The sequence below is a fragment of the Streptomyces sp. NPDC097129 genome (genome assembly GCF_055668065.1).
Window position 1 is genome coordinate 564,655 of sequence record NZ_JBVOQE010000002.1, and the last position, 23,829, is coordinate 588,483.

At 71.8% G+C, this 23,829-nt stretch carries 20 protein-coding genes; 11 read left to right on the top strand and 9 right to left on the bottom strand.

Annotation, left to right across the window (positions count from 1 at the left end; genetic code table 11):
* Positions 1–200 precede the first annotated feature (200 nt).
* Complete coding sequence (locus AC0B9F_RS08405) at positions 201–323, top strand: hypothetical protein (protein ID WP_471999921.1); 123 nt, start codon at positions 201–203, stop codon at positions 321–323.
* 62 nt (positions 324–385) lie between these two features.
* Here the strand turns inward: AC0B9F_RS08405 and AC0B9F_RS08410 are convergent, their stop codons facing one another.
* From AC0B9F_RS08410 to AC0B9F_RS08430, 5 genes are all read right to left on the bottom strand, one after another.
* The gene (locus AC0B9F_RS08410; protein ID WP_471999923.1) at positions 386–970 is read right to left on the bottom strand and encodes a DUF6529 family protein; all 585 of its coding nucleotides are present in this window, start codon (positions 968–970) and stop codon (positions 386–388) included.
* Between the two features lie 29 nt (positions 971–999).
* On the bottom strand, positions 1,000–1,554 hold the full coding sequence (locus AC0B9F_RS08415) for a COG4315 family predicted lipoprotein (protein ID WP_471999926.1): 555 nt from the start codon (positions 1,552–1,554) through the stop codon (positions 1,000–1,002).
* 201 nt (positions 1,555–1,755) lie between these two features.
* Entirely contained in the window at positions 1,756–3,090 is a 1,335-nt protein-coding gene (locus AC0B9F_RS08420; protein ID WP_471999928.1) for an enolase C-terminal domain-like protein, read from the bottom strand.
* A gap of 81 nt (positions 3,091–3,171) precedes the next feature.
* Complete coding sequence (locus AC0B9F_RS08425) at positions 3,172–4,509, bottom strand: gluconate:H+ symporter (RefSeq protein WP_471999929.1); 1,338 nt, start codon at positions 4,507–4,509, stop codon at positions 3,172–3,174.
* Between the two features lie 532 nt (positions 4,510–5,041).
* Positions 5,042–5,917 carry a LysR family transcriptional regulator gene (locus AC0B9F_RS08430; protein WP_471999932.1) on the bottom strand — a complete coding sequence of 292 codons (876 nt, stop codon included), beginning with the start codon at positions 5,915–5,917 and terminating at the stop codon, positions 5,042–5,044.
* 164 nt (positions 5,918–6,081) lie between these two features.
* Between AC0B9F_RS08430 and AC0B9F_RS08435 the strand changes: the two genes are divergently transcribed.
* The 4 genes from AC0B9F_RS08435 to AC0B9F_RS08450 all read left to right on the top strand — a co-directional run bounded on the left by AC0B9F_RS08435 (position 6,082) and on the right by AC0B9F_RS08450 (position 11,762).
* The gene (locus AC0B9F_RS08435) at positions 6,082–7,257 is read left to right on the top strand and encodes an L-talarate/galactarate dehydratase (protein WP_471999934.1); all 1,176 of its coding nucleotides are present in this window, start codon (positions 6,082–6,084) and stop codon (positions 7,255–7,257) included.
* Positions 7,258–7,372: 115 nt separating this feature from the next.
* Entirely contained in the window at positions 7,373–8,296 is a 924-nt protein-coding gene (gene kdgD / locus AC0B9F_RS08440) for a 5-dehydro-4-deoxyglucarate dehydratase (RefSeq protein ID WP_471999937.1), read from the top strand.
* A 71-nt stretch (positions 8,297–8,367) separates the two neighbouring features.
* Positions 8,368–9,999: an aldehyde dehydrogenase (NADP(+)) gene (locus AC0B9F_RS08445; protein ID WP_471999939.1), complete on the top strand. Its 1,632-nt coding sequence runs from the start codon at positions 8,368–8,370 to the stop codon at positions 9,997–9,999.
* Positions 10,000–10,076: 77 nt separating this feature from the next.
* On the top strand, positions 10,077–11,762 hold the full coding sequence (locus tag AC0B9F_RS08450; protein WP_471999942.1) for a ribonuclease J: 1,686 nt from the start codon (positions 10,077–10,079) through the stop codon (positions 11,760–11,762).
* Between the two features lie 78 nt (positions 11,763–11,840).
* On the opposite strand, the gene AC0B9F_RS08455 is transcribed toward AC0B9F_RS08450, so the two are convergent.
* Together AC0B9F_RS08455 and AC0B9F_RS08460 are read right to left on the bottom strand one after the other, a co-directional pair.
* Entirely contained in the window at positions 11,841–12,692 is an 852-nt protein-coding gene (locus AC0B9F_RS08455; RefSeq protein WP_472000886.1) for a class II glutamine amidotransferase, read from the bottom strand.
* Positions 12,693–13,128: 436 nt separating this feature from the next.
* On the bottom strand, positions 13,129–15,777 hold the full coding sequence (locus tag AC0B9F_RS08460; RefSeq protein ID WP_471999944.1) for a helix-turn-helix transcriptional regulator: 2,649 nt from the start codon (positions 15,775–15,777) through the stop codon (positions 13,129–13,131).
* 389 nt (positions 15,778–16,166) lie between these two features.
* Between AC0B9F_RS08460 and AC0B9F_RS08465 the strand changes: the two genes are divergently transcribed.
* The 5 genes from AC0B9F_RS08465 (at position 16,167) to AC0B9F_RS08485 (ending at position 18,742) form a co-directional block, all read left to right on the top strand.
* Positions 16,167–16,364 carry a hypothetical protein gene (locus tag AC0B9F_RS08465; RefSeq protein WP_471999946.1) on the top strand — a complete coding sequence of 66 codons (198 nt, stop codon included), beginning with the start codon at positions 16,167–16,169 and terminating at the stop codon, positions 16,362–16,364.
* Between the two features lie 481 nt (positions 16,365–16,845).
* Positions 16,846–17,535, top strand: a complete 690-nt coding sequence (locus AC0B9F_RS08470; RefSeq protein WP_471999949.1) for an HdeD family acid-resistance protein — start codon at positions 16,846–16,848, stop codon at positions 17,533–17,535.
* A 70-nt stretch (positions 17,536–17,605) separates the two neighbouring features.
* A complete protein-coding gene (locus AC0B9F_RS08475) occupies positions 17,606–17,842 on the top strand; it encodes a hypothetical protein (protein ID WP_471999951.1) in 237 nt (78 codons plus the stop codon).
* A 144-nt stretch (positions 17,843–17,986) separates the two neighbouring features.
* A complete protein-coding gene (locus AC0B9F_RS08480) occupies positions 17,987–18,445 on the top strand; it encodes an SHOCT domain-containing protein (RefSeq protein ID WP_471999952.1) in 459 nt (152 codons plus the stop codon).
* 90 nt (positions 18,446–18,535) lie between these two features.
* A complete protein-coding gene (locus tag AC0B9F_RS08485) occupies positions 18,536–18,742 on the top strand; it encodes a hypothetical protein (RefSeq protein WP_471999954.1) in 207 nt (68 codons plus the stop codon).
* 42 nt (positions 18,743–18,784) lie between these two features.
* Here AC0B9F_RS08485 and AC0B9F_RS08490 read toward each other — a convergent pair whose 3' ends face one another.
* Positions 18,785–19,999 carry a cation:proton antiporter gene (locus AC0B9F_RS08490; protein WP_471999956.1) on the bottom strand — a complete coding sequence of 405 codons (1,215 nt, stop codon included), beginning with the start codon at positions 19,997–19,999 and terminating at the stop codon, positions 18,785–18,787.
* 307 nt (positions 20,000–20,306) lie between these two features.
* Here AC0B9F_RS08490 and AC0B9F_RS08495 point away from each other — a divergent pair, with 307 nt between their 5' ends.
* The gene (locus AC0B9F_RS08495) at positions 20,307–20,951 is read left to right on the top strand and encodes a dihydrofolate reductase family protein (protein ID WP_471999957.1); all 645 of its coding nucleotides are present in this window, start codon (positions 20,307–20,309) and stop codon (positions 20,949–20,951) included.
* 74 nt (positions 20,952–21,025) lie between these two features.
* Here the strand turns inward: AC0B9F_RS08495 and AC0B9F_RS08500 are convergent, their stop codons facing one another.
* Positions 21,026–23,824, bottom strand: coding sequence for a DUF5682 family protein (locus tag AC0B9F_RS08500; RefSeq protein ID WP_471999958.1), 2,799 nt, complete (start codon positions 23,822–23,824; stop codon positions 21,026–21,028).
* Positions 23,825–23,829 lie beyond the last annotated feature (5 nt).

The window sequence follows — 23,829 nt, forward strand, 5'->3', positions numbered from 1 at the left end:
TCCTGTCCGCATGGGTCGAACGTTCTGCGGACAGCCGTGACCTGCGGCACTTGGCTCTCCTCCCCCATAAGACCAAGGTTCATTGGTGATACCAAGGAGGGCTGCGATGGCCGGTGAACCTGGCCCCTTCGCCTGAAGCTGAGGCAGCAGCGGTCCGGCACCAGTCGCCTGGCGGCACCGGTGATCTTCGGGCACTTCGCATGACGCTGCGCGGCGTCCGGGCCACCGGCTCCAGCACCATGACCTCCCCGCTGCTCGGCCCGCTGCGCACCGGCGGCCGCTCCCGCAGCGAATTCCTCGCCCTGACCGGCGCGGCCTCCTGACCCGGCCCGCACCCCAGGCGCGGCGGCAGCCCGGCCTGTAGCCACGGACGTCCTGGCCGTGGCTACAGGCCGGGCGCGGTGAATCCGTTGAGGGCCCACAGCGCGGCCGAGTACCACAGCAGTCCGACGGCGGCGAACAGGATGCTTCCGGCGGCCGGGAGCGTCCAGCCGGGCAGGCGCCGGCTGCGCACCACCAGGATCTTGGCGACGAAGGCCCCGTACAGCGCGCAGCCCGCGACCGAGTGCAGGAAGACCCGGGTCGTCGTGGTCTCCACGCCGTAGGTGCGGACGCAGTGGTAGGCGATGGGCACCGACAGCAGGAAGGCGACCCACCCCACCACGCGGTGCCAGACGCGGACACGTCGGGGCGCCGCCGCCAGGGCGGGAAGCCGTCCGTACATCCACAGGGCGAGCAGCACCTGGACGATCGCCAGGCCGAACAGGGCGCTGCCGAGGCGGGCCTTGAGGGTGACCGCCGCGGCGCCCTGCGCGCCGAACAGGCCCGTCGTGTACTGCGGGCTGTGGTGCCGGCCGGTCACCCACACGGCCAGCGCCACGAGCACCGGCACGGCGGCGCCCAGCGCGATGACGGCGACCCGCGCGGGAGAGTGCCGCCGGGAGGGTCGGTGACCGGTCCCCGACGTCACACCGGCCGGCCCGTCGCGGTCGTCGCCGGTCAGCTCAGGTCCACCTTGTTGCCAGTGACGCCCAGTACGTACCACTCGGCGCCGAACTGGTTGAGCGCCTGGCCGTTCGTGTCGCCCGGCTTGGAGTCTCCGGCGTATTGGTACAGCGGGTGTCCGTGGTAGGTGACCTGTGTCGTGCCGTCGGACCGCTTCGACGTGCCCAGCAGGCCGGACTTCGCCGAGCCGCCGACCGAGGGCGCCCCGGAGGTCAGCAGCGGCGGCCACGCCGTGGCGCACGGCCCCTTGCAGGTCGAGGTCGTCGACTTGTCCGCCTCGAACAGGTAGAGGGTGCGGCCCTTCCCGTCGACCAGGATCGTGCCGAGCTTGCCGGCCGAGGCGGTCTTCACCATGGCCTTCGCACCAGCCGCCGCGCCGCTCGCCGACGCGGACGGGCTCGTGCCCTGGGCCGGAGCGCTGCTCATGACCGTCTTCGACGGCGTCGCCGATGAGGACGAGGAACCGCCGCTGCTGCTGGAGCAGCCACTCGCGCCGGCGACCGTCACAAGCGCGGCCGTCCAGACGACGGCCAGGCTGATACGTCTCATCACAGCTCCACCACTGGTAAGGGCCCGACGTTCGAGGGGCCGGCGAACGCATACGTTCCACGGCCCTGGGCTCTTCTCCCCCACAGCGCCCAGAACGCCTCGGGATTCACTGAGATGGACCGGTGAGGGGCGGCAGGCCCTTGTGGCCCGGGGCGTGCCCGCCCTCACCGGGTGACAGTCCGGTGGAGTGCGTGCCTCCCGCTAGCGGACCAGGCAGGGCCGCTTCGCGTCGAACTCCCAGCCTTCGACCAGGTACTGCATGGCGACGGAGTCGTCCCGGGCGCCCAGTGCCTTCTCCTTGTACAGCTCATGGGCGGCGAGCAGCCGTTCCCTGTCGAGCCGGACCCCGAGACCGGGGGCGTCGGGGACGGCGATCTCTCCGTCGACGATGCGCGGCGGGGCCACGGTGAGCCGCTCCAGGCCCTCTTGCCAGATCCAGTGCGTGTCCAGGGCGTTGTACGCGCCGGGCGCGGCGGCTCCGCAGTGCGTGACCATCGCCAGCGAGATGTCGAAGTGGTTGTTGGAGTGGCAACCCCAGGTCAGGCCCATGGCGTTGCAGAGCTGGGCCACGCGTACGGAGCCCCGCATCGTCCAGAAGTGCGGGTCGGCCAGGGGGATGGAGACCGACTGGAGGGCGATGGCGTGGGTCAGCTGCCGCCAGTCGGTGGCGATCATGTTCGTTGCGGTGGGCAGGCCGGTCGCCCTGCGGAACTCGGCGAGGACCTCACGGCCGGAGTACCCGTCTTCGGCCCCGCAGGGGTCTTCGGCGTAGGCGAGGGTGCCGGCCAGGGGCTTGCAGAGTTCGATGGCCTCGCGCAGCGACCACGCGCCGTTGGGGTCGAGGGTGATCCGCGCCTGCGGGAAGCGCTCCTTGAGCGCGCACACCGCCTTGACCTCCTCCGCGCCGTCGAGGACGCCGCCCTTCAGTTTGAAGTCGCGGAAGCCGTAGAGGTCGTAGGCGGCCTCGGCCTGGCGGACGATCGCCTCGGGGGTGAGGGCCTCCTCGTGGCGGATGCGGTACCAGTCGACGTCGGCGTCGGGTGCGCGGACGTAGTCGAGGTCGGTGCGGCCGGGGTCGCCGACGTAGAAGAGGTAGCCCAGGACGCGTACGGCGTCGCGCTGCTGACCGTCTCCGAGGAGGGCCGCGACCGGCACGTCGAGGTGCTGGCCCAGGAGGTCGAGGAGTGCCGACTCGACCGCGGTGACGGCGTGCACGGTGGTGCGCAGGTCGAAGGTCTGGGCGCCGCGCCCGCCGGAGTCACGGTCGGCGAACCGGTGCTGGATCTCGCGCAGGACGCGCTGGTAGTCGCCGACCTTCGCCCCGATCACGAGTGATGCGGAGTCGCGCAGAGTCTGGGTGATCTTCGCTCCGCCGGGCACCTCGCCGAGGCCGGTGCGGCCTTCGGAGTCCGTCAGGACGACGACGTTACGGGTGAAGTAGGGGCCGTGGGCCCCGGAGAGGTTCAGCTCCATGCAGTCGCGGCCCGCTACGGGGTAGACGGCGAAAGCGGTGATGGTCGGCTGGCTCGTGCTCATGCTCTCTTCGGTTTCTCGTGAAGGGGGTCGGTGAAGGGCAGGACCCGCGGGGCGCGGAGGGGTGCGGCCTGGGGCCGGGTGTCACAGGCCGAGGGCGCCGATGGTCCACTCGGCGGCGAGGACTCCGCCGAGGCCGAGGACGGACAGCACCGTGGTGTACGTCGTACGGACCTTGATCGCTTGGATGACCGAGAGGTTGAAGTACTCCTTGAACAGCCAGAATCCGGGGTCGTTGACGTGCGAGAAGGCGATCGAGCCGCAGGAGACGGCGAGCACCATCATCTCCGGGCTGGTGCCGCTTCCGGCGAGCAGGGGCAGGACCACGCCGGAGGCGGTGACGACGGCGACGGTCGCCGAGCCGAGCGCCACCCGCAGGATGACCGCGATGAGCCAGGCGAGGATGAGGGGCGATATGGACCAGGAGTCGGTGACGGACTTGATGTAGTCGGAGATGCCGCCTTCGACGAGGACGTTCTTGAAGGCGCCACCCGCGCCGATCACCAGCAGGATCATCGCCATCGCCTGGGCCGCGGAGGAGCATGACGCGCCGACTTCCGCCAGGCTGCGTCCGATCCTCGGTCCGAACGCCCACATCGCCAGCAGCAGCGTCAGCAGCAGCGCGATCGGGGCCGAGCCGAGGAACGCGACGGTGTGCAGAAGAGGGCTCTCGCCGGAGACGACCATGTCGGTCACCGCGGCGCCGGCGATCAGGACGACGGGGAAGAGAGCCACGGACAGCGACCAGCCGAGTCCGGGCATCTCCTCGTCGGTGAATTCGCGTTCGCTGACCAGGCCCTTGGGGATGGTGGGATTCATCGCCCTGACGAACGGCAGGCGCGGCCACAGGAGCGCGACGAGCGCGCCGGCCGGGACGGCGATGAACAGGCCGTAGAAGAGGGTCAGTCCGACCGAGGCGTGGAAGGTCGCGGCGACGGCCGTGGGGCCGGGGTGCGGCGGCAGGAAGCTGTGCATGGTGGAGAGGGCGATCGACATCGGCAGCCCGACCCACAGCAGCTTCGCACCGGTCACCCGGACCAGCGTGAAGGCGATGGGCACGATGATGATGAAGGCGACCTCGTAGAACATGGTCACGCCGATGAGCATGGAGGTGACCACCATGGCGACCTGGACCCAGCGCGGCCCGAACGCGTCGAGGAGCTTGCCGCTGATGCGCTGGGCGGCGCCGGAGTCACCCATGACGCGGCCGACCATGGCGCCGAGCCCGATGGTGAGCATGGTGTCACCGATCTGCCCGCCGATGCCGTCCGAGAGGACGTCCGGGATGGTCTTCACGGGGATGCCCTGGACCACGGCGACACCGACCGCCACCAGCAGCAGGGCCGCGAAGCCGTTCAGTTTCACCTTGGTCATGAGCAGCAGCAGAACCAGAACACTGATGGCTACTACGACGAGTGGCATGCAGCTCCCCTTTGAACTGTGGAGTGGAGCAGCCGGACCGCGCTGGGCACGGCGCGGCACGGCTGTGATGCGGGCTGGGGCGCGACGGCCGGACACGGCGGCGGTGTGCTTCGCGGCCGGGGCGGTCGGCTCGGAACGTGCGCGGGCGCGCAAGGTGGCGCCCGCGGGTGCCGGGGCGGATCGGCGATGTGGGGCGCCCACGGGTGGCGCCGGCTCCCGGTGACGCGGGCGACGGCCGGGGCGACCGGCAGGGCGGGCCGGGTCAGGGACGGGCGGTCGCTAACAGGGGTGGGGTGCCCGGTCGGTGCGGCTCGTCCTGCCGGGCGGGAGCAGGCATGGTCGATCTCCTAGACCTGGGTGTTGTGGCAGAGATGCCGCGTGCGGTCCGGCCACAGGACCGTTGGCTGAGTTGACCGTAGAGATGGTTGCGATGCACGTCTAAGTCGAATTTTGTTGGTCGCCATACCTTTCTTGCATGACTCCCTTGTGGCGAGGGTGTTCCGGCCGGATGTCGCCGGCGTCACGCGACGGGTCACATGTGCCGCAGAAGTGCCTGAAGCGCCGGATTGTCGTTGCTCTGGCGCCATACGTAGTTCAGCTCGACCGGCCGCGGGTCCGGCAGGTCCACCGGCAGGAAGGCGATGCCGTCGTAGCGCATCCGGGCGGCGCCCTCGGGCACGAGGGCGATGCCCCAGCCGCCGTTCACCAGGGCCAGCATGGTGTGCACCTGGGTGAGGTACTGGGTGACCACCGGCCGCACGCCGGCGGCCCGGAAGACGCTGACCAGCAGCTCGTGGAAGTAGCGGGCCTCGATGGGGGAATACATCAGGAAGTCCTCGCCGTCGAAGTCCTCGATGCGCATCGGGCCCGGTCCGGCGGCCAGCGGGTGCGCCGCGGGCAGGGCCGCCACCAGGCCCTCGCGCACCGCGGGGCGCGAGATGATGCCGGGGCCCGTGGCCGACGGGCGGACCAGCCCGAGGTCGAGTGAGCCCTCACCGAGAGCCTTGAGCTGGTCGCGGGTGACGAGTTCCTGCAGCAGGATCTCGACTCCGGGAAGCGCTGCCCGGGCGGTCTCGAGGAGGCTGCCGAGAGCGGAGGAGGCGCTGGCGGCCGTGAACCCGACGGCGATCGCCCCCGCCTCGCCGGCGGAGACGCGGCGCACGGCGAGCGTGGCGTGCTCGGACTGGTGCAGGATGCCGCGCGCCTCGATCAGGAAGGCCCGGCCCGCCGGGGTCAGCCGCACCGTGCGGTTCGTCCGGTCGAGCAGCTGCACGCCCAGCTCGTTCTCCAGCAACTGGATCTGCCGGCTCAGCGGCGGCTGCGTCATGTTCAGCCGTTCCGCGGCACGGGTGAAGTGCAGTTCCTCGGCGACCGCCACGAAGCTCGTCAGCTGGGTCAGCGTGAACATTGATGCTCTCCCGGTATTGCGAGATCCAAAACTTATGTTGGACGTGAATCATTGGTCACCGTAGCGTCACCGGCAGGCAGGCGGCGGCCCCGCCCTGCCGGTCGGTCGCGCGGGTCGCGGAACCGGCCGCCGCCGACCCACAGGACTCGAAAGTGGTGAGCACGATGAGCACGACGTCACACCTCGCTCCCGGACAGAGCACGACGGAGGCGACGCTCGACCGGATCGCGTGGCTGCGTCTGTCGTCGGTGACCCTTCCCCTGGCCACGCCGATCAGTGACGCGAAGGTGTTCACCGGCCGCCAGAAACCGATGACGGAGGTGGCGGTCCTCTTCGTGGAGATCGCCACCGAGCAGGGCCACGAAGGCCTCGGCTTCAGCTACTCGAAGCGGGCCGGCGGCCCGGGCCAGTTCGCCCACGCCAGGGAGATCGCCGGGAACCTGATCGGTGAGGACCCCAGCGACATCGGCAGGCTCTGGACCAAGCTGGCGTGGGCCGGCGCCTCGGTGGGACGCAGCGGCCTCGCCATCCAGGCGATCGCGGCGTTCGACGTGGCCCTGTGGGACCTGAAGGCCAAGCGGGCCGGACTCCCGCTGGCCAAGCTCCTCGGCGCGCACCGCGACTCGGTCCGCTGCTACAACACCTCCGGCGGCTTCCTCCATCTCCCGACCGAGCAGATCCTGGACAACGCCACCGCCTCCCTGGCCAGCGGCATCGGCGGCATCAAGATCAAGGTCGGGCACCCCGACAGCGCGTACGACCTCGCCCGCCTCACCGCCGTACGCGAGCACATCGGCGACGGCACCGCCCTGATGGCCGACGCCAATCAGCAGTGGGACCGGGCCACCGCGCAGCGCATGGGCCGCGCCATGGAACGCTTCGGCCTGGTCTGGATCGAAGAACCCCTCGACGCCTACGACACCCAGGGCCACGCCGCGCTCGCCGCGTCCCTCGACACCCCCGTCGCCACCGGCGAGATGCTCTCCAGCGTCGCCGAACACGCCGACCTGATCCGGCACCGGGCCGCCGACGTCATCCAGCCCGACGCGCCCCGCATCGGCGGCATCACCCAGTTCCTGAAGCTCGCCGCGCTCGCCGAACAGCACCATCTCCAGCTCGCGCCGCACTTCGCCATGGAGATCCACCTCCATCTGGCCGCCGCCTACCCCATCGAGCCCTGGGTCGAGCACTTCGACTGGCTGGAACCCCTCTTCAACGAGCGCCTGACCATCCGCGACGGCCGTATGCACCTCTCCGCCCGCCCCGGACTCGGCGTCACGCTGACCGACCGGGCCCGCGCCTGGACCACCGCCACCCACGAAGCGGGCGCCCGCCCCTAGAACTCCCGGCGCCGGGGCCTCGCCCCTTCCGGAGCAGCGCTCCGGAAGGGGCGAGGCCCCGGCGCGGCGGACCGCCGCACCGACCGCCCCGCACACCACCTCCAGGAGCAGTCCCATGACGCACTTCACCCCGGCAGAACTCGGCCGCCGTATCGGCTCCGGGCTGTTGTCCTTCCCCGTGACCCACTTCCGCGACGATCTGTCGTTCGACGAGACGGCCTACCGCGAGCACGTCGTCCGGTTGTCCAAGTACGACGTCGGCGGGCTCTTCGCCGCGGGCGGCACGGGCGAGTTCTTCTCCCTGACCCCCACCGAAGTCGAACGCGTCGTGACCGCGGCGGCCGACAGCACCCCGGACGGCACCCCGATCCTCGCCCCCGTCGGCTACGGCACCGCCACCGCGACCGAGTTCGCCGCCGCAGCCGAACGCGCCGGCGCCGACGGCATCCTGCTCTTCCCGCCGTACCTCACCGAGGCCGGGCAGGAGGGACTGGCCCAGCACGTGGAAGCGGTCTGCCGCGCCACCTCCCTCGGGGTGGTCATCTACAGCAGGGCCAACGCCGTGTACTCCGCCGACACCGTCGCCCGCCTCGCGGCCACCTGCCCCAACCTGATCGGGTACAAGGACGGCGTCGGCGACATCGACACCATGACCCGCATCCATGCCCGGCTCGGTGACCGCCTCACCTACATCGGAGGCCTGCCCACCGCCGAGACCTTCGCCCTGCCCTACCTCCAGCTCGGGGTGACGACCTACTCCTCGGCCATCTTCAACTTCCTGCCCGAGTTCGCCCTGTCCTTCTACACCGCCGTCCGCGAGCGCCGGCAGGCCGACGTCACGAAGATGCTCTCGGACTTCGTGCTCCCCTACACCGAGATCCGCAACCGCCAGCCCGGGTACGCGGTCAGCATCGTCAAGGCCGGCATGACGGCCACCGGCCGGACCGCCGGACCGGTCCGGCCCCCGCTCACCGATCTGACCCCGCAGGAGCGCGACGACCTCTCGTCCCTGATCGCCGGGCTGCCCGACGCCGCCTGACCCGAGCCCGACGCCACCTGACCCGAGCCCCTGCGTGACCCGTGCCCCGGCCCAGGAAGAAGACTTCGCACATGAGCAACGCCACCGCCCCTCACCACTCCGCCCACCCGCCGGCGAGCGATCTGACGGGGGCGATGTTCATCGCCGGTGAACGGGTCACCGGAACGGGCGCCGAGGTCCGCTCCGTGAACGCCACCACCGGCCGGCCCCTCGATCCGGCGTACCGGTACGGCGGCACGGACGATGTGCGGCGAGCCTGCCAGGCGGCCGAGGACGCCTTCGACACCTACCGCGACCTGCACCCGCGGCGGCGCGCCCGCTTCCTGGAGACGGTCGCCCGCAATCTCACCACGCTCACCGACGCCCTGGCCGACCGCGCCCACCAGGAGACGGGGCTGCCCACCGCCCGACTGGCCGGCGAGATCATCCGGACCACCGGCCAGCTGCGGCTGTTCGCCTCCGTCCTGACCGAGGGCAGTTGGCACGGCGCCCGCATCGACCCCGCCCAGCCCGACCGCACGCCCCAGCCCCGGCCCGACATCCGCCAGCAGCAGATCCCCCTCGGGCCCGTCGCGGTCTTCGGCGCCAGCAATTTCCCGCTGGCCTTCTCCGTCCTGGGCGGCGACACCGCCTCCGCCCTCGCCGCGGGCTGCCCCGTCGTGGTCAAGGCGCACGACGCCCATCTGGGCACCAGCGAACTCGCCGCTCACGCCATCCAGGCAGCCGTCGCCGAGCACCGGCTGCCCGCCGGCGTCTTCTCCCTGCTCATCGGTGACGGCCCCACGCTGGGCACCCGTCTGGTCACCGACCCGCACATCCAGGCCGTCGGTTTCACCGGCTCCCGCGACGCCGGACTCGCCCTCGGTCGCGCGGCCGCCGCGCGACCGCAGCCCATCCCGGTCTACGCCGAGATGAGCAGCATCAACCCCGTCGTTCTCATGCCCGGGGCCCTCGGCGAGCGCGCCGAGACCCTGGCCGAGGAATTCACGGCCTCGCTCACCCTGGGCGCGGGCCAGTTCTGCACGAACCCCGGTCTCGTCATCGCCGTGGACGACTCCGGCCTTCAGACGTTCCTGGACAGCGCGTGCAGCGCGGTCGACGCCGACCCGGGCGCCACCATGCTGACCCCCCGCCTGGCCCGCTCCTACCGGATCGAAGCGGAGAAGGTGTCCGCGCACCGCAGCGTGGATGTCCTCGCCCGCGGCGCCGTACCGCACTCCGCCGGCCCCGGCCAGGCGCTCCTGATGAGCGTGGCCGCGGACGACTTCCTCGCCGACCCGGAACTGCAGCGCGAGATGTTCGGCCCCGCCGGCCTCGTCGTACGGGCCCGCGACCTGAACCAACTCGCCGACGTGGTACGCCACTTGGAGGGTCAGCTCACCGCGACGGTGCACACGGCGGCCGACGACCTCGCGGACGCCCACCGGCTCCTGCCGCTCCTCGAACGACGGGCCGGCCGGGTCCTGTTCAACGCCTGGCCCACCGGGGTGGAGGTCGGCCACGCCATGGTCCACGGAGGCCCCTACCCGGCCACCTCCGACAGCCGGACCACCTCGGTCGGCTCCCGGGCGATCGAACGCTTCCTGCGCCCCGTCGCCTACCAGAACCTCCCCCGTGAGCTCCTGCCCGCTCCCCTGCGGGACGACAACCCGTACGGCATCCCACGCCGCGTCGACGGCGGCCTGCCCGGCACGGTCCGCTGATGTCCCCCGGGGCCCTCCACGACCAGATCGCGGAGGCAATGGATCACCCCGTCCCCCTCTCCGGGTAACGTCAAGGTATGAGTCATCCGCACCCTGAACTGAAAGCCGCCCCACCCCTGCCCGAGGGAGGGCTGCGGGTCGTCGCCCTGGGCGGCCTGGGTGAGATCGGCCGCAACATGACCGTCTTCGAGCACGCCGGCAAACTGCTCATCGTCGACTGCGGCGTGCTGTTCCCCGAGGAGACCCAGCCCGGCGTGGACGTCATCCTGCCGGACTTCACCTCGATCCGGGACCGGCTGGACGACGTCGTGGCCGTGCTGCTCACCCACGGCCACGAGGACCACATCGGCGGCGTGCCGTACCTGTTGCGCGAGCGGTCCGACATTCCCGTCGTCGGCTCCAAGCTGACGCTGGCGTTCTTGGAGGCCAAGCTCAAGGAACACGGCATCCGGCCGCGCGCGGTACGGGTGCGGGAGGGCGACCGGCGCCGCTTCGGCCCCTTCGACTGCGAGTTCGTGGCGGTCAACCACTCCATCCCCGACAGCCTCGCGGTCGCGATCCGCACCGGCGCCGGGATGGTGCTGCACACCGGTGACTTCAAGATGGACCAGTTCCCTCTCGACGACCGCATCACCGATCTGCGCGCCTTCGCCCGCCTCGGCGAGGAGGGCGTGGACCTGTTCCTCACCGACTCCACCAACGCCGAGGTGCCCGGCTTCACCACCTCCGAGCGGGAGCTGAACCCGGCGATCGAGCAGGTGATGCGCACCGCGCCGCGCCGGGTCATCGTCTCCAGCTTCGCCAGCCATGTGCATCGCATCCAGCAGGTCCTGGACGCCGCCCACCAGCACGGCCGCAAGGTCGCCTTCGTCGGCCGGTCGATGGTCCGCAACATGGGCATCGCCCGTGACCTGGGTTATCTGAAGGTCCCCTCGGGTCTGGTCGTGAGCACGAAGGAGCTGGAGAAGCTCCCGGACCACAAGATCACTCTGGTGTGCACGGGCTCCCAGGGCGAACCGATGGCGGCGCTGTCGCGGATGGCCAACCGCGACCACATGATCCGCATCGGCAAGGGCGACACCGTCCTGCTCGCCAGCTCCCTCATCCCCGGCAACGAGAACGCCATCTACCGGGTGATCAACGGACTCACCCGGTGGGGCGCCCACGTGGTCCACAAGGGCAACGCGAAGGTGCACGTCTCCGGGCACGCCAGCGCCGGCGAACTCGTCTACTGCTACAACATCGTCAAGCCGCGCAACGTCATGCCGGTGCACGGTGAATGGCGCCACCTGCGGGCCAACGGCGACCTCGCCATCCGTACCGGCGTCGACCCCGACCGGGTCGTCATCGCCGAGGACGGCGTCGTCGTCGACCTCGTCGACGGGCGCGCGTCGATCACCGGCAAGGTCCCCGCCGGCAACGTCTACGTGGACGGCATGGAAGTCGGCGGCGCCACCGAGGCGTCCCTCAAGGACCGCCTCACCCTGGCCGCCGAGGGCGTGGTCACGGTGGTGGCGATCGTCGACGCGGACACCGGCGCGCTCGCCGAGGCCCCCGACTTCCTGGCCCGGGGCTTCGTCCACGACGACACCACCTTCGAGCCGGTCGTCCCCGTCATCGAGAAGACCCTGGCCACCGCGGCCCAGGAAGGCGTCGGGGACGCGCGCCAGCTCGAACAGCTCATTGCCCGTGCCGTGGCGAACTGGGCGTTCCGCACCTACCGCCGCAAGCCCCTCATCATCCCCGTCATCATCGACGCCTGAGACGCCCCCGGCCGGCGAAGAAGGAGTGCGCCGCCCCGGGTGACCGCGTCACCCGGGGCGGACGCCCCCGCGCGCCCGTCACCCCACCAGTCCGGGCTCGAAGGGCTGAAGCGCGTCCTGCCCGGGCTGGATGACGCCGTAGCTGTTCTCCGGTACTTCGTTCCAGGCGCCGGCGAGTTCGCCGAGCGGTTCGGACACGATGAGCCGGGTCTCGTCGGAGACGTGCTGGAGGAACGCCGCGTCCGGGTGGAGTGCGCGCAGGGTGGCGACCTCGGTGCTGAAGTACAACGACCGCGAGTGGCCTTCGCTGGAGTAGCGGAACGCCCACACGCGTTTCCCGTCGGCCACCGCGACGGTCATCTGGAGCGGGTGCAGGATGCCGTGGGCGTGTCCCGCTTCCTCGATCACGCCCACCATGCGCGCCACCGCACCGGGCGGGTCGTCCGTCAGACCGAGGGTGAGCGCCAGGAAGAACATCAGCTCGGAGTCGGTGGACCCCTCGATGTCGGGGTACAGCACGGGATCGACGGCCACGGCGAGGTCACGCCTCATGAGGCGGAACCCGTCGATCATCCCGTTGTGCATCCACATCCAGCGGTCGTGCCGGAAGGGGTGGCAGTTGGACTGCTGCACGGCTGTCCCGGTCGCCGCCCTGATGTGGGCGAAGAAGAGGCCCGACCGGACATGGTGGGCGACCTCCCGCAGGTTGCGGTTGCTCCACGCCGGGTCGACGTCCCGCACGACGGCCGGCGTGACGGCCGGGGTGACGGCCGGGTCCTCGGCGTACCAGCCGATGCCGAAGCCGTCCCCGTTGGTCGTCTCCACCCCCATACGGGAGTGCAGGCTCTGGTCGATCAGCGAGTGTTCCGGTTCGAACAGCACCCTGCTGAGGAGGACGGGAGTACCCGAGTAGGCGATCCAGCGGCACATGGTGCACGACCTCTGTGTCAGTGCTTCACGACAAGCTTGAAGGAGATGATCAGCAGACAGGAAGCAGCCCAGCGTGCCGGCACCGATCAGCGCGGTCGCCGCCGGCAGCGAACCGTGGACACCGCCGGTGTGGTCGGCCTGGGCGCGGCGCTCCTTGCGCCGGTCACGGGCGACGACGGGGTCGGCTCTCAGCATGACGGCCGCCTTCCGGGCGTCGGCTCAGCCGCCCCAAGGGTGATCAGAGCCCGCCGGCGTCCCACGGTGTCCACCTCGTGATGTCCACCTCGTCCGGTCGGCCCGGGCCGCGGCACTCGCACCCGGGCGGCGGCCTGGCCGTCCGGCCGGCTGCCGTTCCCATCGCACCCGAAAATGCGGTGGGCCACCTCACCCCCGGCGGGGGAGAGTGCGAGCAGCCCCCGCAGTGGTCGTCGTGCCGTCAGAGGAGTCCCAGCCGGCGTCCCTGCCGCACCGCATCCGTCCGCCGGTTCACCGCGAGCTTTCGGTGGAGGTTCTTGACGTGCGTCTTCACCGTGTTCACCGACACGAACAGGTCGGCGGCGATCTCCTCGGTGGACATCATCCGAGCGAGGCGCACCAGCACATCGTGCTCGCGTTCACTCAGCCGTTCGACCAGTACGGGTGCGGGCTCGGCCCCCGCACCGGGCGTCGCGTCCCCCGGGGTGAGCCACCCGGTGGCCAGCTCCCGCAGGGGTGCTTGCGCCAGGAACGGCGCGATCCATCCGCCGGCCTCCCGGAAGGGCCGGCGCAGCCTGTCGCGGCGGGCGGTCAGCAGCGCCTCGGTGAGCAGCCGGCGGGTGGCGACTGCGTCGCCGTCGGCGTGCGCGGCCTGCGCCCGTACCAGCGTCGCGCGTACCCGCACCGCCGGGCCGACGTGCTGCGCGCGGGGCATCGCGTCGAGCGCGCGCAGGGCCGCCGACGGGTCACCGGCCGCCAGGTGGGCCCGTGCCACGCCCACCGCGCACGCCGGCTGCTCCGTGCCCAGGTCGCCCAGCACCTCCGCGGCCGCGTCCGGCCGGCCTTCGGCCAGGTAGGCGGCGGAGGCGACCAGCGCGGTGTGGCCCTCCGCCCAGGGAGAGGCGACGTCGGCCCGTACGTCCGCCGCGGTGGCGGCCATCGCGGCGCGTGTCCTGCCCCTGGCCAGCAGCAGCCGGGACGTCACGAGGGAGCGTCCCGCAGCCGTCACCGGGTCCGGCACCTCGCGGTCGGGCGTCCGGTCGAGCAGCGTCTGGGCCCGGTCCAGTTCGTCACGGTCCACCGCCACCGCCGCCATGACCAGTTCCCCGAGTCCGGAGTCGGCGCGCTGGGGGAGGCTGAACCGTTCCGACTCCGCCCGGGCGGCCGACACATGGTGCTGGGCCCTGTCCGGCCAGCCGTTGAGGTAGTCGATCAGGGCGAGATGGACCAGTGACTCCTGCCGGGGAACCGCCGTCGCCGCACCGCCATGGTCGCCGGTCACCGCGGTCAGGGCGGCTCGGGCCTCTTCCAGATGGCCCGCCCACAGCCGCGTCGAACCCACCTGGGTCAGCAAGAGGGCGGGAACTTCGGGGTGCTGGTCGAGCAGGTGCACGGGCACCTCCCGCTGGACCTGCCTGGCCGCCCGCGCCGCCTGTTCCGCCTTGTGCGGGGAGCCGGACATCCGGGCCGCGAGGGCTTCCAGCAGTGCGCAGCTCAGCTGCGTCGCAGGAGTGCCCGCATCCTCCGCGGCGAGGTGCTCCTTCGCGTGGTGCAGATGCGTCAGGCCCCGGTCGAGGTCGTGCCGGGACAGGTCACGGGCCGCCTGGACGAGGTCGGACTGCAACGTGGTCGCAGCGGGTTCCATGCTGGCGAACAGCTCGGCCAGGTCGTCGGAGCACAGGCCGCTGAACAGCTGCCCGATCGCCAGGTCGTCCACCAGGGCGCGGGCCGTGAAGTCCCAGTCACCGGCGGCCGCGCCATGGCTGACCATCTCCGGCAGGGCCCCGGACCGCCGCAGCCAGTACGCGGCCCGCCGGTGCAGTTCCGGCTCGAGGCCGGGGCACCGCTCCCGCAGATGCACACGCAGGATCTCCCGGAACAGCGGAGGGAGGCGGTACCAGGTGTGCCCGAGGTCCTCGACGAAGGCGTTCATCCGGTGCAGGCCGGCCAGGATGGGCGCGGCGTCACGGCGCCCGGTCAGCTCGTCCGCCAGGTCGGCGGAGAAACGCTCCAGAACGCTGACGCGCAGCAGCAGGTCCTGCGTGGGCTGCGGCTGCCGCTGGAGGACCTCGACCAGCAGGAAGTCGGCGACCGTGCTGTGGCCCGCCTCGAACTCCTTCAGATAGCGCTCGGGGTCCGGGCTGTGCCGGGCGGCCAGGGCGCACAGCCGCAGGCCCGCCGCCCAGCCGCGCGTGCGGTCCACCAGGGCGTCGGCCGCCGCCAGGGAGACGTGCAGACCGTGCAGCTCCAGCAGCTGGACGGCCTCCTCGGGTGTGAAGGCCAGCTCGGCGTCCCTGATCTCGGTCAGTTCACCGGCGGCGCGATAGCGGTGCAGCGGCAGCAAGGGTTCCGTGCGGCTGATCAGGACGAGGTGCAGCCCCGGCCCGGCGTGGCGCAGGAGGAACGCCAGCTGCTCCGAGACCTCGCTCGCGGCTTCGTCGTACTCGTCGATCACCAGGGTCACGCCGGTGCTGTTGCTGTTGAGCTGTGCCGCCAGGCGGTTCAGCAGGGTGCGGTCCACCTGTCGCGCGTCGGAGGGGAAACCGACGCCGGCGGGCAGCGGCACATGCGCGGTGTGCAGGGCCTTGAGCAGGTGGGCCCAGAACATGCCCGGACGCCGGACCGCGGAGTCCACGGTCAGCCAGGCCACCGGCTGCTCCAGGCCCGCGGCCCAGTCGGCGACTAGCAGGGTCTTGCCCGCCCCGGCGGCTCCGTTGACCATCACCAGCGGCGTGGGCATCGCTTCCTGGAGGCGTTCGACGAGCCGTTCCCGGCGCATGAACGTGGCAGGTCTCGTCGGCAGGACGAAACGGGTCCGCAGAAAGGGATCGCCCAACGGATCGATGTCCACGCCGGCCGGATGTCGCGGGATCTCGTCGTCAGGTGCCACAGCTCTCACCACTCGCCGGATCGCGGGGCTTCCTCACCCACCATCCATCACACCCTTTAGGACACCGGCCCGCCAGTCAGAGAAGGAAGGGCTGCTCACCGGTGGCTCGACCGGGGGCCGCCCAGGGCAAAGGCAGGGCTCAGCCAGAACGTCAGCGTCCTGAGCAGCCGCTCGCGGTCGATCCCAGCCGTCGTGGGGCGCCACGTGGACCGTGCAGCCCGCCGGACCCGTGCGGTTGGCCTGCCTCTCGTCGCACCGGAACGAGCGGGTCGCGGAGGCGGACACGGGGGTCACCTGCGCGGGGTGAGGCCCCGTGGCGCCGGAGGGCGGGAAGCTGGAACACGAAGCGCTACGAAAACTGCCATCGGCTGTCGGCGGGAGAGCGGCACATGCGTTACGAGATCCGCGTCGAGGGACACCTCTCGGAGACACTCGCCAAGGTCTTCCCGGAGCTGGATCACGTAGTGATCTTCGATGAGACGGTGCTCTACGGCCCTGTCATCGACGAGGCCCATCTGTACGGGCTGCTGGGACGCTGCCAGTCGCTGGGGCTGCGGGTGCTGGAGATGCGGCGGCTGCCCGACTGACGCCGACGGCGCGCCGCTGTCACAGGGTGGTCGCGCGGGGCCGGCCCGGGGCCAGTGTGCCGGCGTCCCGCTCGTTCTGGTCGGCGTATGCCTGCCGCCGAGCAGCAGCAGCAGCAGCAGCGGATCGTCGTGCCCTTGCCGAGCAGCAGCAGGATCCAGCACCGGGTGCCGACTCTGCCGACACCCAAACCAGAAGCGTGGTGGTGCTCCCCCGTCCGCCACGGTCCAGGGGCAGCCGGTAGTGGGCGGCCGGATCACTCATGGGGCACTTCGTCCCTCCGGGAAGTCCAGCGTGAGGTCGCGGAACCCTTGCCGTTCCAGGAACCAGCCCACCGTCACGGCACTCCGCGCGGATCACCCGCGAGGGGTGACCCCGCTCACGGTGGCGTGCGGGAGGCTGACCGGGACAGGGCGGTGCGGGCAGCGCGTGCACCGTTTCACCGGCGGTCCGGTGCCGGACCGTGCCATGCGAGGAGGAGCCATGACCGTGTCGCGTGGTCCGACGCCGCGCACCGCGTCCGAGCCCCTGACCGACGGGGCCGAAGCCGCCCGGGACGCAGACCGGACCCACCCGGCCGACGCGACGGACGCCGGTGTCGAACGGCAGTTGGCGCAGCTGGGCGGTTCCTGGACCTGGCTGCTGGGTTCGGCGGTGACGACGCTGGTGCCGGGAATCCTGATCCTGGCCTGGCCGCACGAGACGCTGCACGTCCTGGCGGTGCTGATTGGGCTGTACCTGGTCGTGACCGGTGGCTTCCGGTTCGTCGCCGCCTTCGCGCAGGAGCACGGCGACCGGCACACGGGCCTCCTGGTCGCGGTGCTCTACGTCCTGGCCGGAGTGCTGTGCCTGCGGCATCCGCTGCAGACGATCGCCGCGCTCACACTGATCACCGGCGCTCTCTGGCTCGTGACCGGCCTGATGAGCGCCTGGGCGGTCCTCGCCGCCAAGGGCATGCCGCACCGGGGCCTCGTCCTCGGCGCTGCGGCCCTCGCCGCCGTGGCGGGCGTCGTGGTGCTCGCGCTGCCCTCGGAGTCCGCCCTCGCCCTGACCCGGCTGCTCGGCCTCTGGCTGGTGCTGCTCGCCATCGCCGAACTCGGGCTCGCCCTCGCGCTGCGGTCCGCCCTGCGCAAGAACCTCTCCGCAACCGGGTCCGGCCCGCCGCCGGCGTGAGGCCCAGGAGCCAACCGGCGCGCTCACGCGGGCGTCGTGGGCCGCGGGCCACGCACTGCGGGGTGCCGGCATGAACACCGGTGCCACCAGCCGCTGGCTGGACGGTCACCGCTCGTGGACCACGGGCGCCGTCATCGGGCTGGCGGCCCTGGCCGTCGTGCTCTGGAACTACCCCACGGTCGGGGCCGTGGTGCTGATCGTCGGTCTGGTCGTCCTGGTCCTCGTCGTCCTCGCCGTCCTCGCCGTGCCGGCCTCGTCGGCGGGGCGGCCCGGCGCGGCAGCCGAACCGGGGCGGGCGGGCCCGTGAGGGGGCCGACCGCGCCTGTCACCCGGGGCAGGGACTTCACCCGCCCCGGGTGAGGCCGGGCGAGCGTCGGCGTGTGCACGCTGAGAACAGACGGGGACGGCGGCAGAACGCCTGCCCGGACCGAGAAAAAGAGATGAGGATCCCATGGACCTCGCCTACGACTACCCGCTGCTGAGCATGTTCTGGACCATGCTGTGGTTCTTCCTGTGGATCATGTGGTTCGTCCTGCTCTTCAGGATCATCGGCGACATCATCCGCGACGACGAGCTGAGCGGCTGGGGCAAGACCGGCTGGATGATCTTCGTCATCGTGCTGCCCTTCCTCGGCGTCTTCGCCTACGTCATCGCCCGCGGCAAGAGCATGGGCCACCGCGAGATCAGTCACGCCCGCGCGCAGCAGGCGGAGATGGACGCGTACATCAAGAAGACGGCGGCGAGCGACGCCGGTCGCCCGACGACCGCCGACGAACTCGTCAAGCTGTCCGACATGCGCACCCGCGGAGACATCACCGAAGAGGAGTTCCGCCGTGCCAAGGCTCTTGTCCTGAGCGAGGCCGGTACTCCGGCAGGCTCCGGGGCCACGACCGCATCCACACCTCACTGAGCACGGACGAGGAAACGAGGCGGAAAGATCACCGCCACTCCCGCGGCCCGGGGGGCGCACTCCACGAAGTTCGCCTGGACCGCAGGCCTGATGACCTTCGCCGGCGTCATGCTCACCCTCGTGGCGATCCTGGACCTCTTCGTCTTGCGGTCCGCACACCTGGCCCGCGAGCACGGCGAGAGCGCGGCGGCCGAGCGGCTGCGCCCCGACATCGCGCGGCTGTCGTCGACCGCCGACGGGGCCGAGGGAATCCGCCCCTTCGTCGAGCGCCGCGACGCCGTCTTCACCGGCCGCTGACCGCCCCGCGCTGCCCGCAGCCCCTGTCCTCCTCGGCCCCCCTCACCACGCCTCCGACTCCGTCGAGGCCTGCGCCGCCGGCTGCTCTCGGCCGGCACGACGGCGCAGTCTCATCGCCAGCAGAGGAAGGAGCAGTACGGAGAGCATCGCGGCGCCGACCAGGGCGGCGGCCTCGTCGGTGCCGAGGACCTTCTGGTCGACACCGATGGTCGTGATCGCCACGACGAGCGGCAGACAGGTCGAGGCGAAGAGAGTGAGCGCCGGCCGGTCGCCGCGCCCCAGGTCGCGCGGCGCCAGCAGATACACCGGACCTCCGCGCACCAGCAGGAACAGCAGCAGGAACATGGGCAGCAGGGCCAGGGCGCGCCCGCCGTCCAGCAGGGCCCGCAGGTCGAATTCGATGCCGGTGACGACGTAGAACAGCGGCACCAGGAAGCCGAACCCCATCGCCTCCACCTTGCCGAACACCTCGGCGCTGTGCGCGGGCGAGGCGCCGTGCAGCACGAGGCGGGTGAGGACCCCGGCGGCGAAGGCGCCGAGCAGGATATCGAGGCCGAACGCCCCGGCCAGGGCGAGCATGCCGACCAGGAGCAGCATGACGAAGCGGACCGCGAACTGCCCGCTGCTGTGCAGGGTCGTGTCGATCAGCCGCGAGAACCAGGGCGGCCGGGGCCGCAGCGCCCACCAGACGGCGCCGGCGGTGATCACCGCGAAGGCGATCAGCAGCACCGTCGACTCGCCCGGCTTGCGTCCGCTGAGCAGCAGGGCGATGGCGACGATGGGCCCGAACTCGCCGACGGCGCCGAACGCCGACACCACGGTCCCGAAACGGCTGCGCAGGTCGCCCCGGTCACGCAGGATCGGCAGGACGGTGCCCAGGGCCGTGCTGGTCAGAGCCGTGCCGATGACGAAGGCCCGGAATGTCTCGCCGCCGCTGACCAGGAAGCCGAGCCCGATGCCGAGGGCCAGGGAGGCCAGCCAGGCCCCGGCGGCACGGCGCAGGGTGGCGCCGCGGACGGCCGCGAACTCGATCTCGTACCCGGCGAGGAAGATCAGCATGGCCAGCCCGAGGTCGGACAGCGTGTCGACGACCTGGTCCGGATGGGTCCAGCCGAGGACGTCCGGGCCGATGACGATACCGAGGGCGATCTCGAAGATGACCAGCGGAACGCGGACCCGCCGCGCCGCCCCCTCCGCGAGGAGCGGGGCGAGCACGGCGGCCACCATGATCAGCAGGAGTGTGCCGGGATGGAACACGGAGCCCCCTCATCGGTGCGTCGCAGGACGGCGCCGGAGGCCGGCGGCACGTAGGGCACAGCCAGTGCCACCCTCACCCGGCCCGGCGGGCGGCACTACCTCGTATGCGCCGTGAGGGTGAACGGCGGCCGGCCGTTGGGCGGCGCGCCCGACGACAGGTGGGCGTCAGCCCACGGCACGGGGCCCGCCGGCAGATCAAGGGCGAGCGGCACCCACGGCTCTCTGCGATCTCACCCTGGGACCGATGAGTTTCTGCGGGGCCGGCGGTCCTATGACCATTGCCTTCGAACGGAACGGTCCTTGACCCATGACTCAACTGCTGCGTGTGCAGAACTTCAACGTCTCCAGTGACGGATACGGCGCCGGGGAGGGGCAGAGCCTGGAGCGGCCGTTCGGGCATGCCGACCCGGCGCGGCTGTTCGCGTGGGCGGGCGCCACGGCGAGCTGGCCCATGCGTACCGATCCCGGGGGCAGCCGGGGCCTCGACGACTACTTCACCCGGGACTTCGCCCGCAACATCGGCGCCGAGATCATGGGCCGCAACAAGTTCGGGCCCCAGCGCGGGCCCTGGCAGAACCACGAGTGGCGCGGCTGGTGGGGGGACGAGCCGCCGTTCCACACCCCCGTCTTCGTCATGACCCACCACCCGCGCCCTTCGTTCACGCTCTCCGACACCACCTTCCACTTCGTCGACGGTGATCCGGCCGGCGTCCTGGCGCAGGCGCAGCAGGCGGCGCAGGGCAAGGACGTCCGGCTCGGAGGCGGGGCGACCACCATCCGGGAGTTCCTGGACGCCGGCCTCGTCGACACCCTGCACGTGGTGGTCTCGCCGCTGAAGCTCGGATCCGGGGTACGGCTGTGGGAGTCGCCCGAGGAACTGCTCGACCGGTACCACCTGGACGTCGTGCCGAGCCCGAGCGGTGTGACGCACCATCTGTTCTGGCGCAGGTGAGAGGTGGTCGCCGGTCAGCCGGTGGCCCGCCGCGGCCGTCGCGCCTGAAGGTGCGCCGGCCGCGGCGGTCGCGGTCAGCCGGTGACCAGCAGCGCCTCCAGGGCCTCGGCGGTCCGCGGATGGCGGGCGAGCAGCGCGGCGCCGGCCGGGCCCGGTTCCGCCGTCTGCCACGGGTCCGTGCAGCCGAGCAGGTCCGCGACCGCGTCGCAGGTCGCCGGGTGGGCGGCCGGCAGGGACAGGCCACGAGGGCCGGCCGCGCGGGGGCCGGCCGGGCGCGGTGCCGCGGGCGCCGGGGCGGCCCGCCACGGCGGTGTCCACGCGTCCAGGTCCGCCAGCCGCCCCGGGAAGATGCGGCCGGCCTCGCGGATCAGCAGGGGCGCCAGCTCGGTGCCGCCACCGCGCAGGGTGGTGATCAGGGTCGGCAGCCAGGGCAGCAGCACCGGGTCCGGCAGCTGGGCGAAGGCCTGGGAGACGGCTTCGACGACGAAGTCGGCCAGGCCGGGCACCGGTTCCAGCGCGTGCAGGAAACCGCTGAGGTAGCGCGGATAGGCGGGCACCACCAGCGGGTTGCCCAGCAGCTCGGCGCACCGCGCCCGCAGCTGTGCCCGGGAGAGCCGGCCCAGTTGCGTCTGGGCCGCCCACAGCAGCGCCGTCTTCGCCGGGTCGTCGGGATGCGACTGGGCGACGGCCAGCTCCAGCTGGTTGCGGTCGCAGCCGAGGGACAGGGCGAGGCTCTCCATGCTGAACAGGAAGCCCAGCATGGCCGCCACCTGGCCCACGCCCGCGTCGTCGTCGGCGAACGCCGTCGGCAGCAGCGTGCAGTAGTGCGCGTAGCCGGTCTTGACGAACGACTCGATCCACGGCGGGAGCGTCGGCTCACTGGTGCGGTAGTACGCCAGCAGTCCGCGCACCCGGCGCAGTACCTCGGGCGCGCCGTCGACGCTGCGTTCGGTCGCCAGTACCTCCAGGGCGCGCCGGCCGAGTTCGTCGGCCAGCCGGCGGCTGTTCAGGTGGAGGGTGGCGTCCTCGACGGCCTCGAGGACCCGTGCCGTGGTCGCCTGCGGACCGTACGCCGCGCGCCGCAGCCGCTGCTCGAGGACCTGCTCGATGCTGACGCCTTCGTAGCCCAGCTCGATCAGGGCCCGCTGGTGGGTGCCGAGGGCCAGGTCCCACGACTCCTGGATGGGCCGCTCGCCGAGCCGCCGTTCGCCCATGATGGGGCGGGCGGCGCCGTGCGGCATCAGGTACCGCAGCATCCACAGCACGTCGGAGCACGGCTCGAGCTCCGGCCGGGACGCCATGTCGAGCAGGGCCCGCTGCACGCCGCGCTGGTGCAGCTTGAGGTTCAGCGGAGCCAGCCGGTCGTGGACGTCACGGGCGAGCGGCGGCAGGGCGTCGTAGCCGACCTGGCCGACGCGGTCGCCGCCGAGCATGATCTCCACCAGCCGGCGCACGTCCCGCCGGCCCGGCACGCTGTCCTTCTCGATGCAGGTGACCGCCGCGTCCTGGAAGTCGTACGGCGTCGGCTTGGCGCGTTCGCGCATCCCGGCCAGCAGGATGGACGTCTCGAAGACCGCGATGGCGTCGGCGGTGGACGCGAGGTAGCCGTTGCGGCGGGCGGCGCGCACGATCTCCACGGACCAGCCGAGCAGCTCCTGCTCGTCGAGCCGGTCCAGGACGGGCGGCCGTTGCAGGAAACCGGTGAGTTTGTCGGAGGTGTCGGCCGGTGGCGCCGGAACGGCGGCGGGTACGGCGTTGGCCGCCTTCCTCGGTTTCTTGGTGCCCGCCTGCCCGGCGAGCCGGTACGGCTCGACCCGGGTGCGCTTGAGGTTCTTCGCCCACTCGCTCGCGGCGATGGACACCGAGCCGGCCGCGAGGCCGAACTGCGCCTCGATCGCGGCATGGCTGGACGGGATCAGTCCGTGCTGCCACCTGGTGGCACTCGGCGGGCTGATCTCGAAGGTGTCGGCGCCGTCGACGCCGAACTCCTCGACGTGGCTGGCCGCGTGGAAGGCGCCGCACACGTACAGCGCGTCCGCGGGATCGGTGCCGGTCGCGGTGAGGTGGGCGCGCATCCGCGTCCACATGTACCGCTCGCGGTCCTCGTCCACGCGCACCCGGCCCGGATCGCCCGGCGCGAGACGGCGGAAGAGGCTGCCGATCAGCAGCATGACCTGACGGTAGGTGTCGTGGTCGGCGTCACCGAGGGGCAGTTCGACGTACTGGTGCCACCACTCCGACCAGTGCCGCACCCGCCCGTGCCGCAGCAGATGCTCCTCCAGTTCGGCGAAGCGCGGGCGCAGGTCGCCGATCTCCACGCCGACCGCGTCGCCGTGCAGCGCGGCCTCCTCCTCGGCGGGCGGTGCGTCCGGGTCGGCTGTTCCGGCCGCGTCTTCCTTGTTCTCCTGCCACTGGAAGACGTGGTCGGAGGAGCGGTCGACGAGCACGAGTTCGACACCGGGGGTGTCCAAGGCGTAGGCGATCGCCTGGTACTCCGCGGACGCCTCGGTGATCGGCGCGACCACCGACAGCGGCGCCCACGCGGCGGGGAAGCCGTCGACCTCGGTCGCGAACGCCTGCACCGCGACGGGGAGCCGGCAGTTGCGCAGCTCGGTCAGCAGCGGCGCCATGTCCTCGCACAGCTCCAGGTACACCACCTTCGGCTGCTTCTCGCGCAGCCGGCGCGCCATGGCGAGCGCGGAGGCGGGCGAGTGGTGGCAGACCGGGAAGATCTCCAGCGGTTCGCGCACCGCGCGGTCGACGTCGTCGACGATGCCGAGGAGGATGCCCTGAAGCGCGTCGGGGCCGTCGGCGAACGCGGTGGCTGCTTGCTGTAGTTGGCCGCGCAGGGCGGCGAAGGTTGCCTCGGTCATGGCGC

Excerpts from the sequence above, each read along its gene's own strand:
- AC0B9F_RS08405 (WP_471999921.1), top strand. The coding sequence starts at position 201 with ATGACGCTGCGCGGCGTCCGGGCCACCGGCTCCAGCACCATGACCTCC.
- AC0B9F_RS08415 (WP_471999926.1), bottom strand. The coding sequence starts at position 1,554 with ATGAGACGTATCAGCCTGGCCGTCGTCTGGACGGCCGCGCTTGTGACG.
- AC0B9F_RS08420 (WP_471999928.1), bottom strand. The coding sequence starts at position 3,090 with ATGAGCACGAGCCAGCCGACCATCACCGCTTTCGCCGTCTACCCCGTA.
- AC0B9F_RS08425 (WP_471999929.1), bottom strand. The coding sequence starts at position 4,509 with ATGCCACTCGTCGTAGTAGCCATCAGTGTTCTGGTTCTGCTGCTGCTC.
- AC0B9F_RS08430 (WP_471999932.1), bottom strand. The coding sequence starts at position 5,917 with ATGTTCACGCTGACCCAGCTGACGAGCTTCGTGGCGGTCGCCGAGGAA.
- AC0B9F_RS08435 (WP_471999934.1), top strand. The coding sequence starts at position 6,082 with ATGAGCACGACGTCACACCTCGCTCCCGGACAGAGCACGACGGAGGCG.
- kdgD (WP_471999937.1), top strand. The coding sequence starts at position 7,373 with ATGACGCACTTCACCCCGGCAGAACTCGGCCGCCGTATCGGCTCCGGG.
- AC0B9F_RS08445 (WP_471999939.1), top strand. The coding sequence starts at position 8,368 with ATGAGCAACGCCACCGCCCCTCACCACTCCGCCCACCCGCCGGCGAGC.
- AC0B9F_RS08450 (WP_471999942.1), top strand. The coding sequence starts at position 10,077 with ATGAGTCATCCGCACCCTGAACTGAAAGCCGCCCCACCCCTGCCCGAG.
- AC0B9F_RS08455 (WP_472000886.1), bottom strand. The coding sequence starts at position 12,692 with ATGTGCCGCTGGATCGCCTACTCGGGTACTCCCGTCCTCCTCAGCAGG.
- AC0B9F_RS08465 (WP_471999946.1), top strand. The coding sequence starts at position 16,167 with ATGCGTTACGAGATCCGCGTCGAGGGACACCTCTCGGAGACACTCGCC.
- AC0B9F_RS08470 (WP_471999949.1), top strand. The coding sequence starts at position 16,846 with ATGACCGTGTCGCGTGGTCCGACGCCGCGCACCGCGTCCGAGCCCCTG.
- AC0B9F_RS08475 (WP_471999951.1), top strand. The coding sequence starts at position 17,606 with ATGAACACCGGTGCCACCAGCCGCTGGCTGGACGGTCACCGCTCGTGG.
- AC0B9F_RS08480 (WP_471999952.1), top strand. The coding sequence starts at position 17,987 with ATGGACCTCGCCTACGACTACCCGCTGCTGAGCATGTTCTGGACCATG.
- AC0B9F_RS08485 (WP_471999954.1), top strand. The coding sequence starts at position 18,536 with ATGACCTTCGCCGGCGTCATGCTCACCCTCGTGGCGATCCTGGACCTC.
- AC0B9F_RS08495 (WP_471999957.1), top strand. The coding sequence starts at position 20,307 with ATGACTCAACTGCTGCGTGTGCAGAACTTCAACGTCTCCAGTGACGGA.
- AC0B9F_RS08500 (WP_471999958.1), bottom strand. The coding sequence starts at position 23,824 with ATGACCGAGGCAACCTTCGCCGCCCTGCGCGGCCAACTACAGCAAGCA.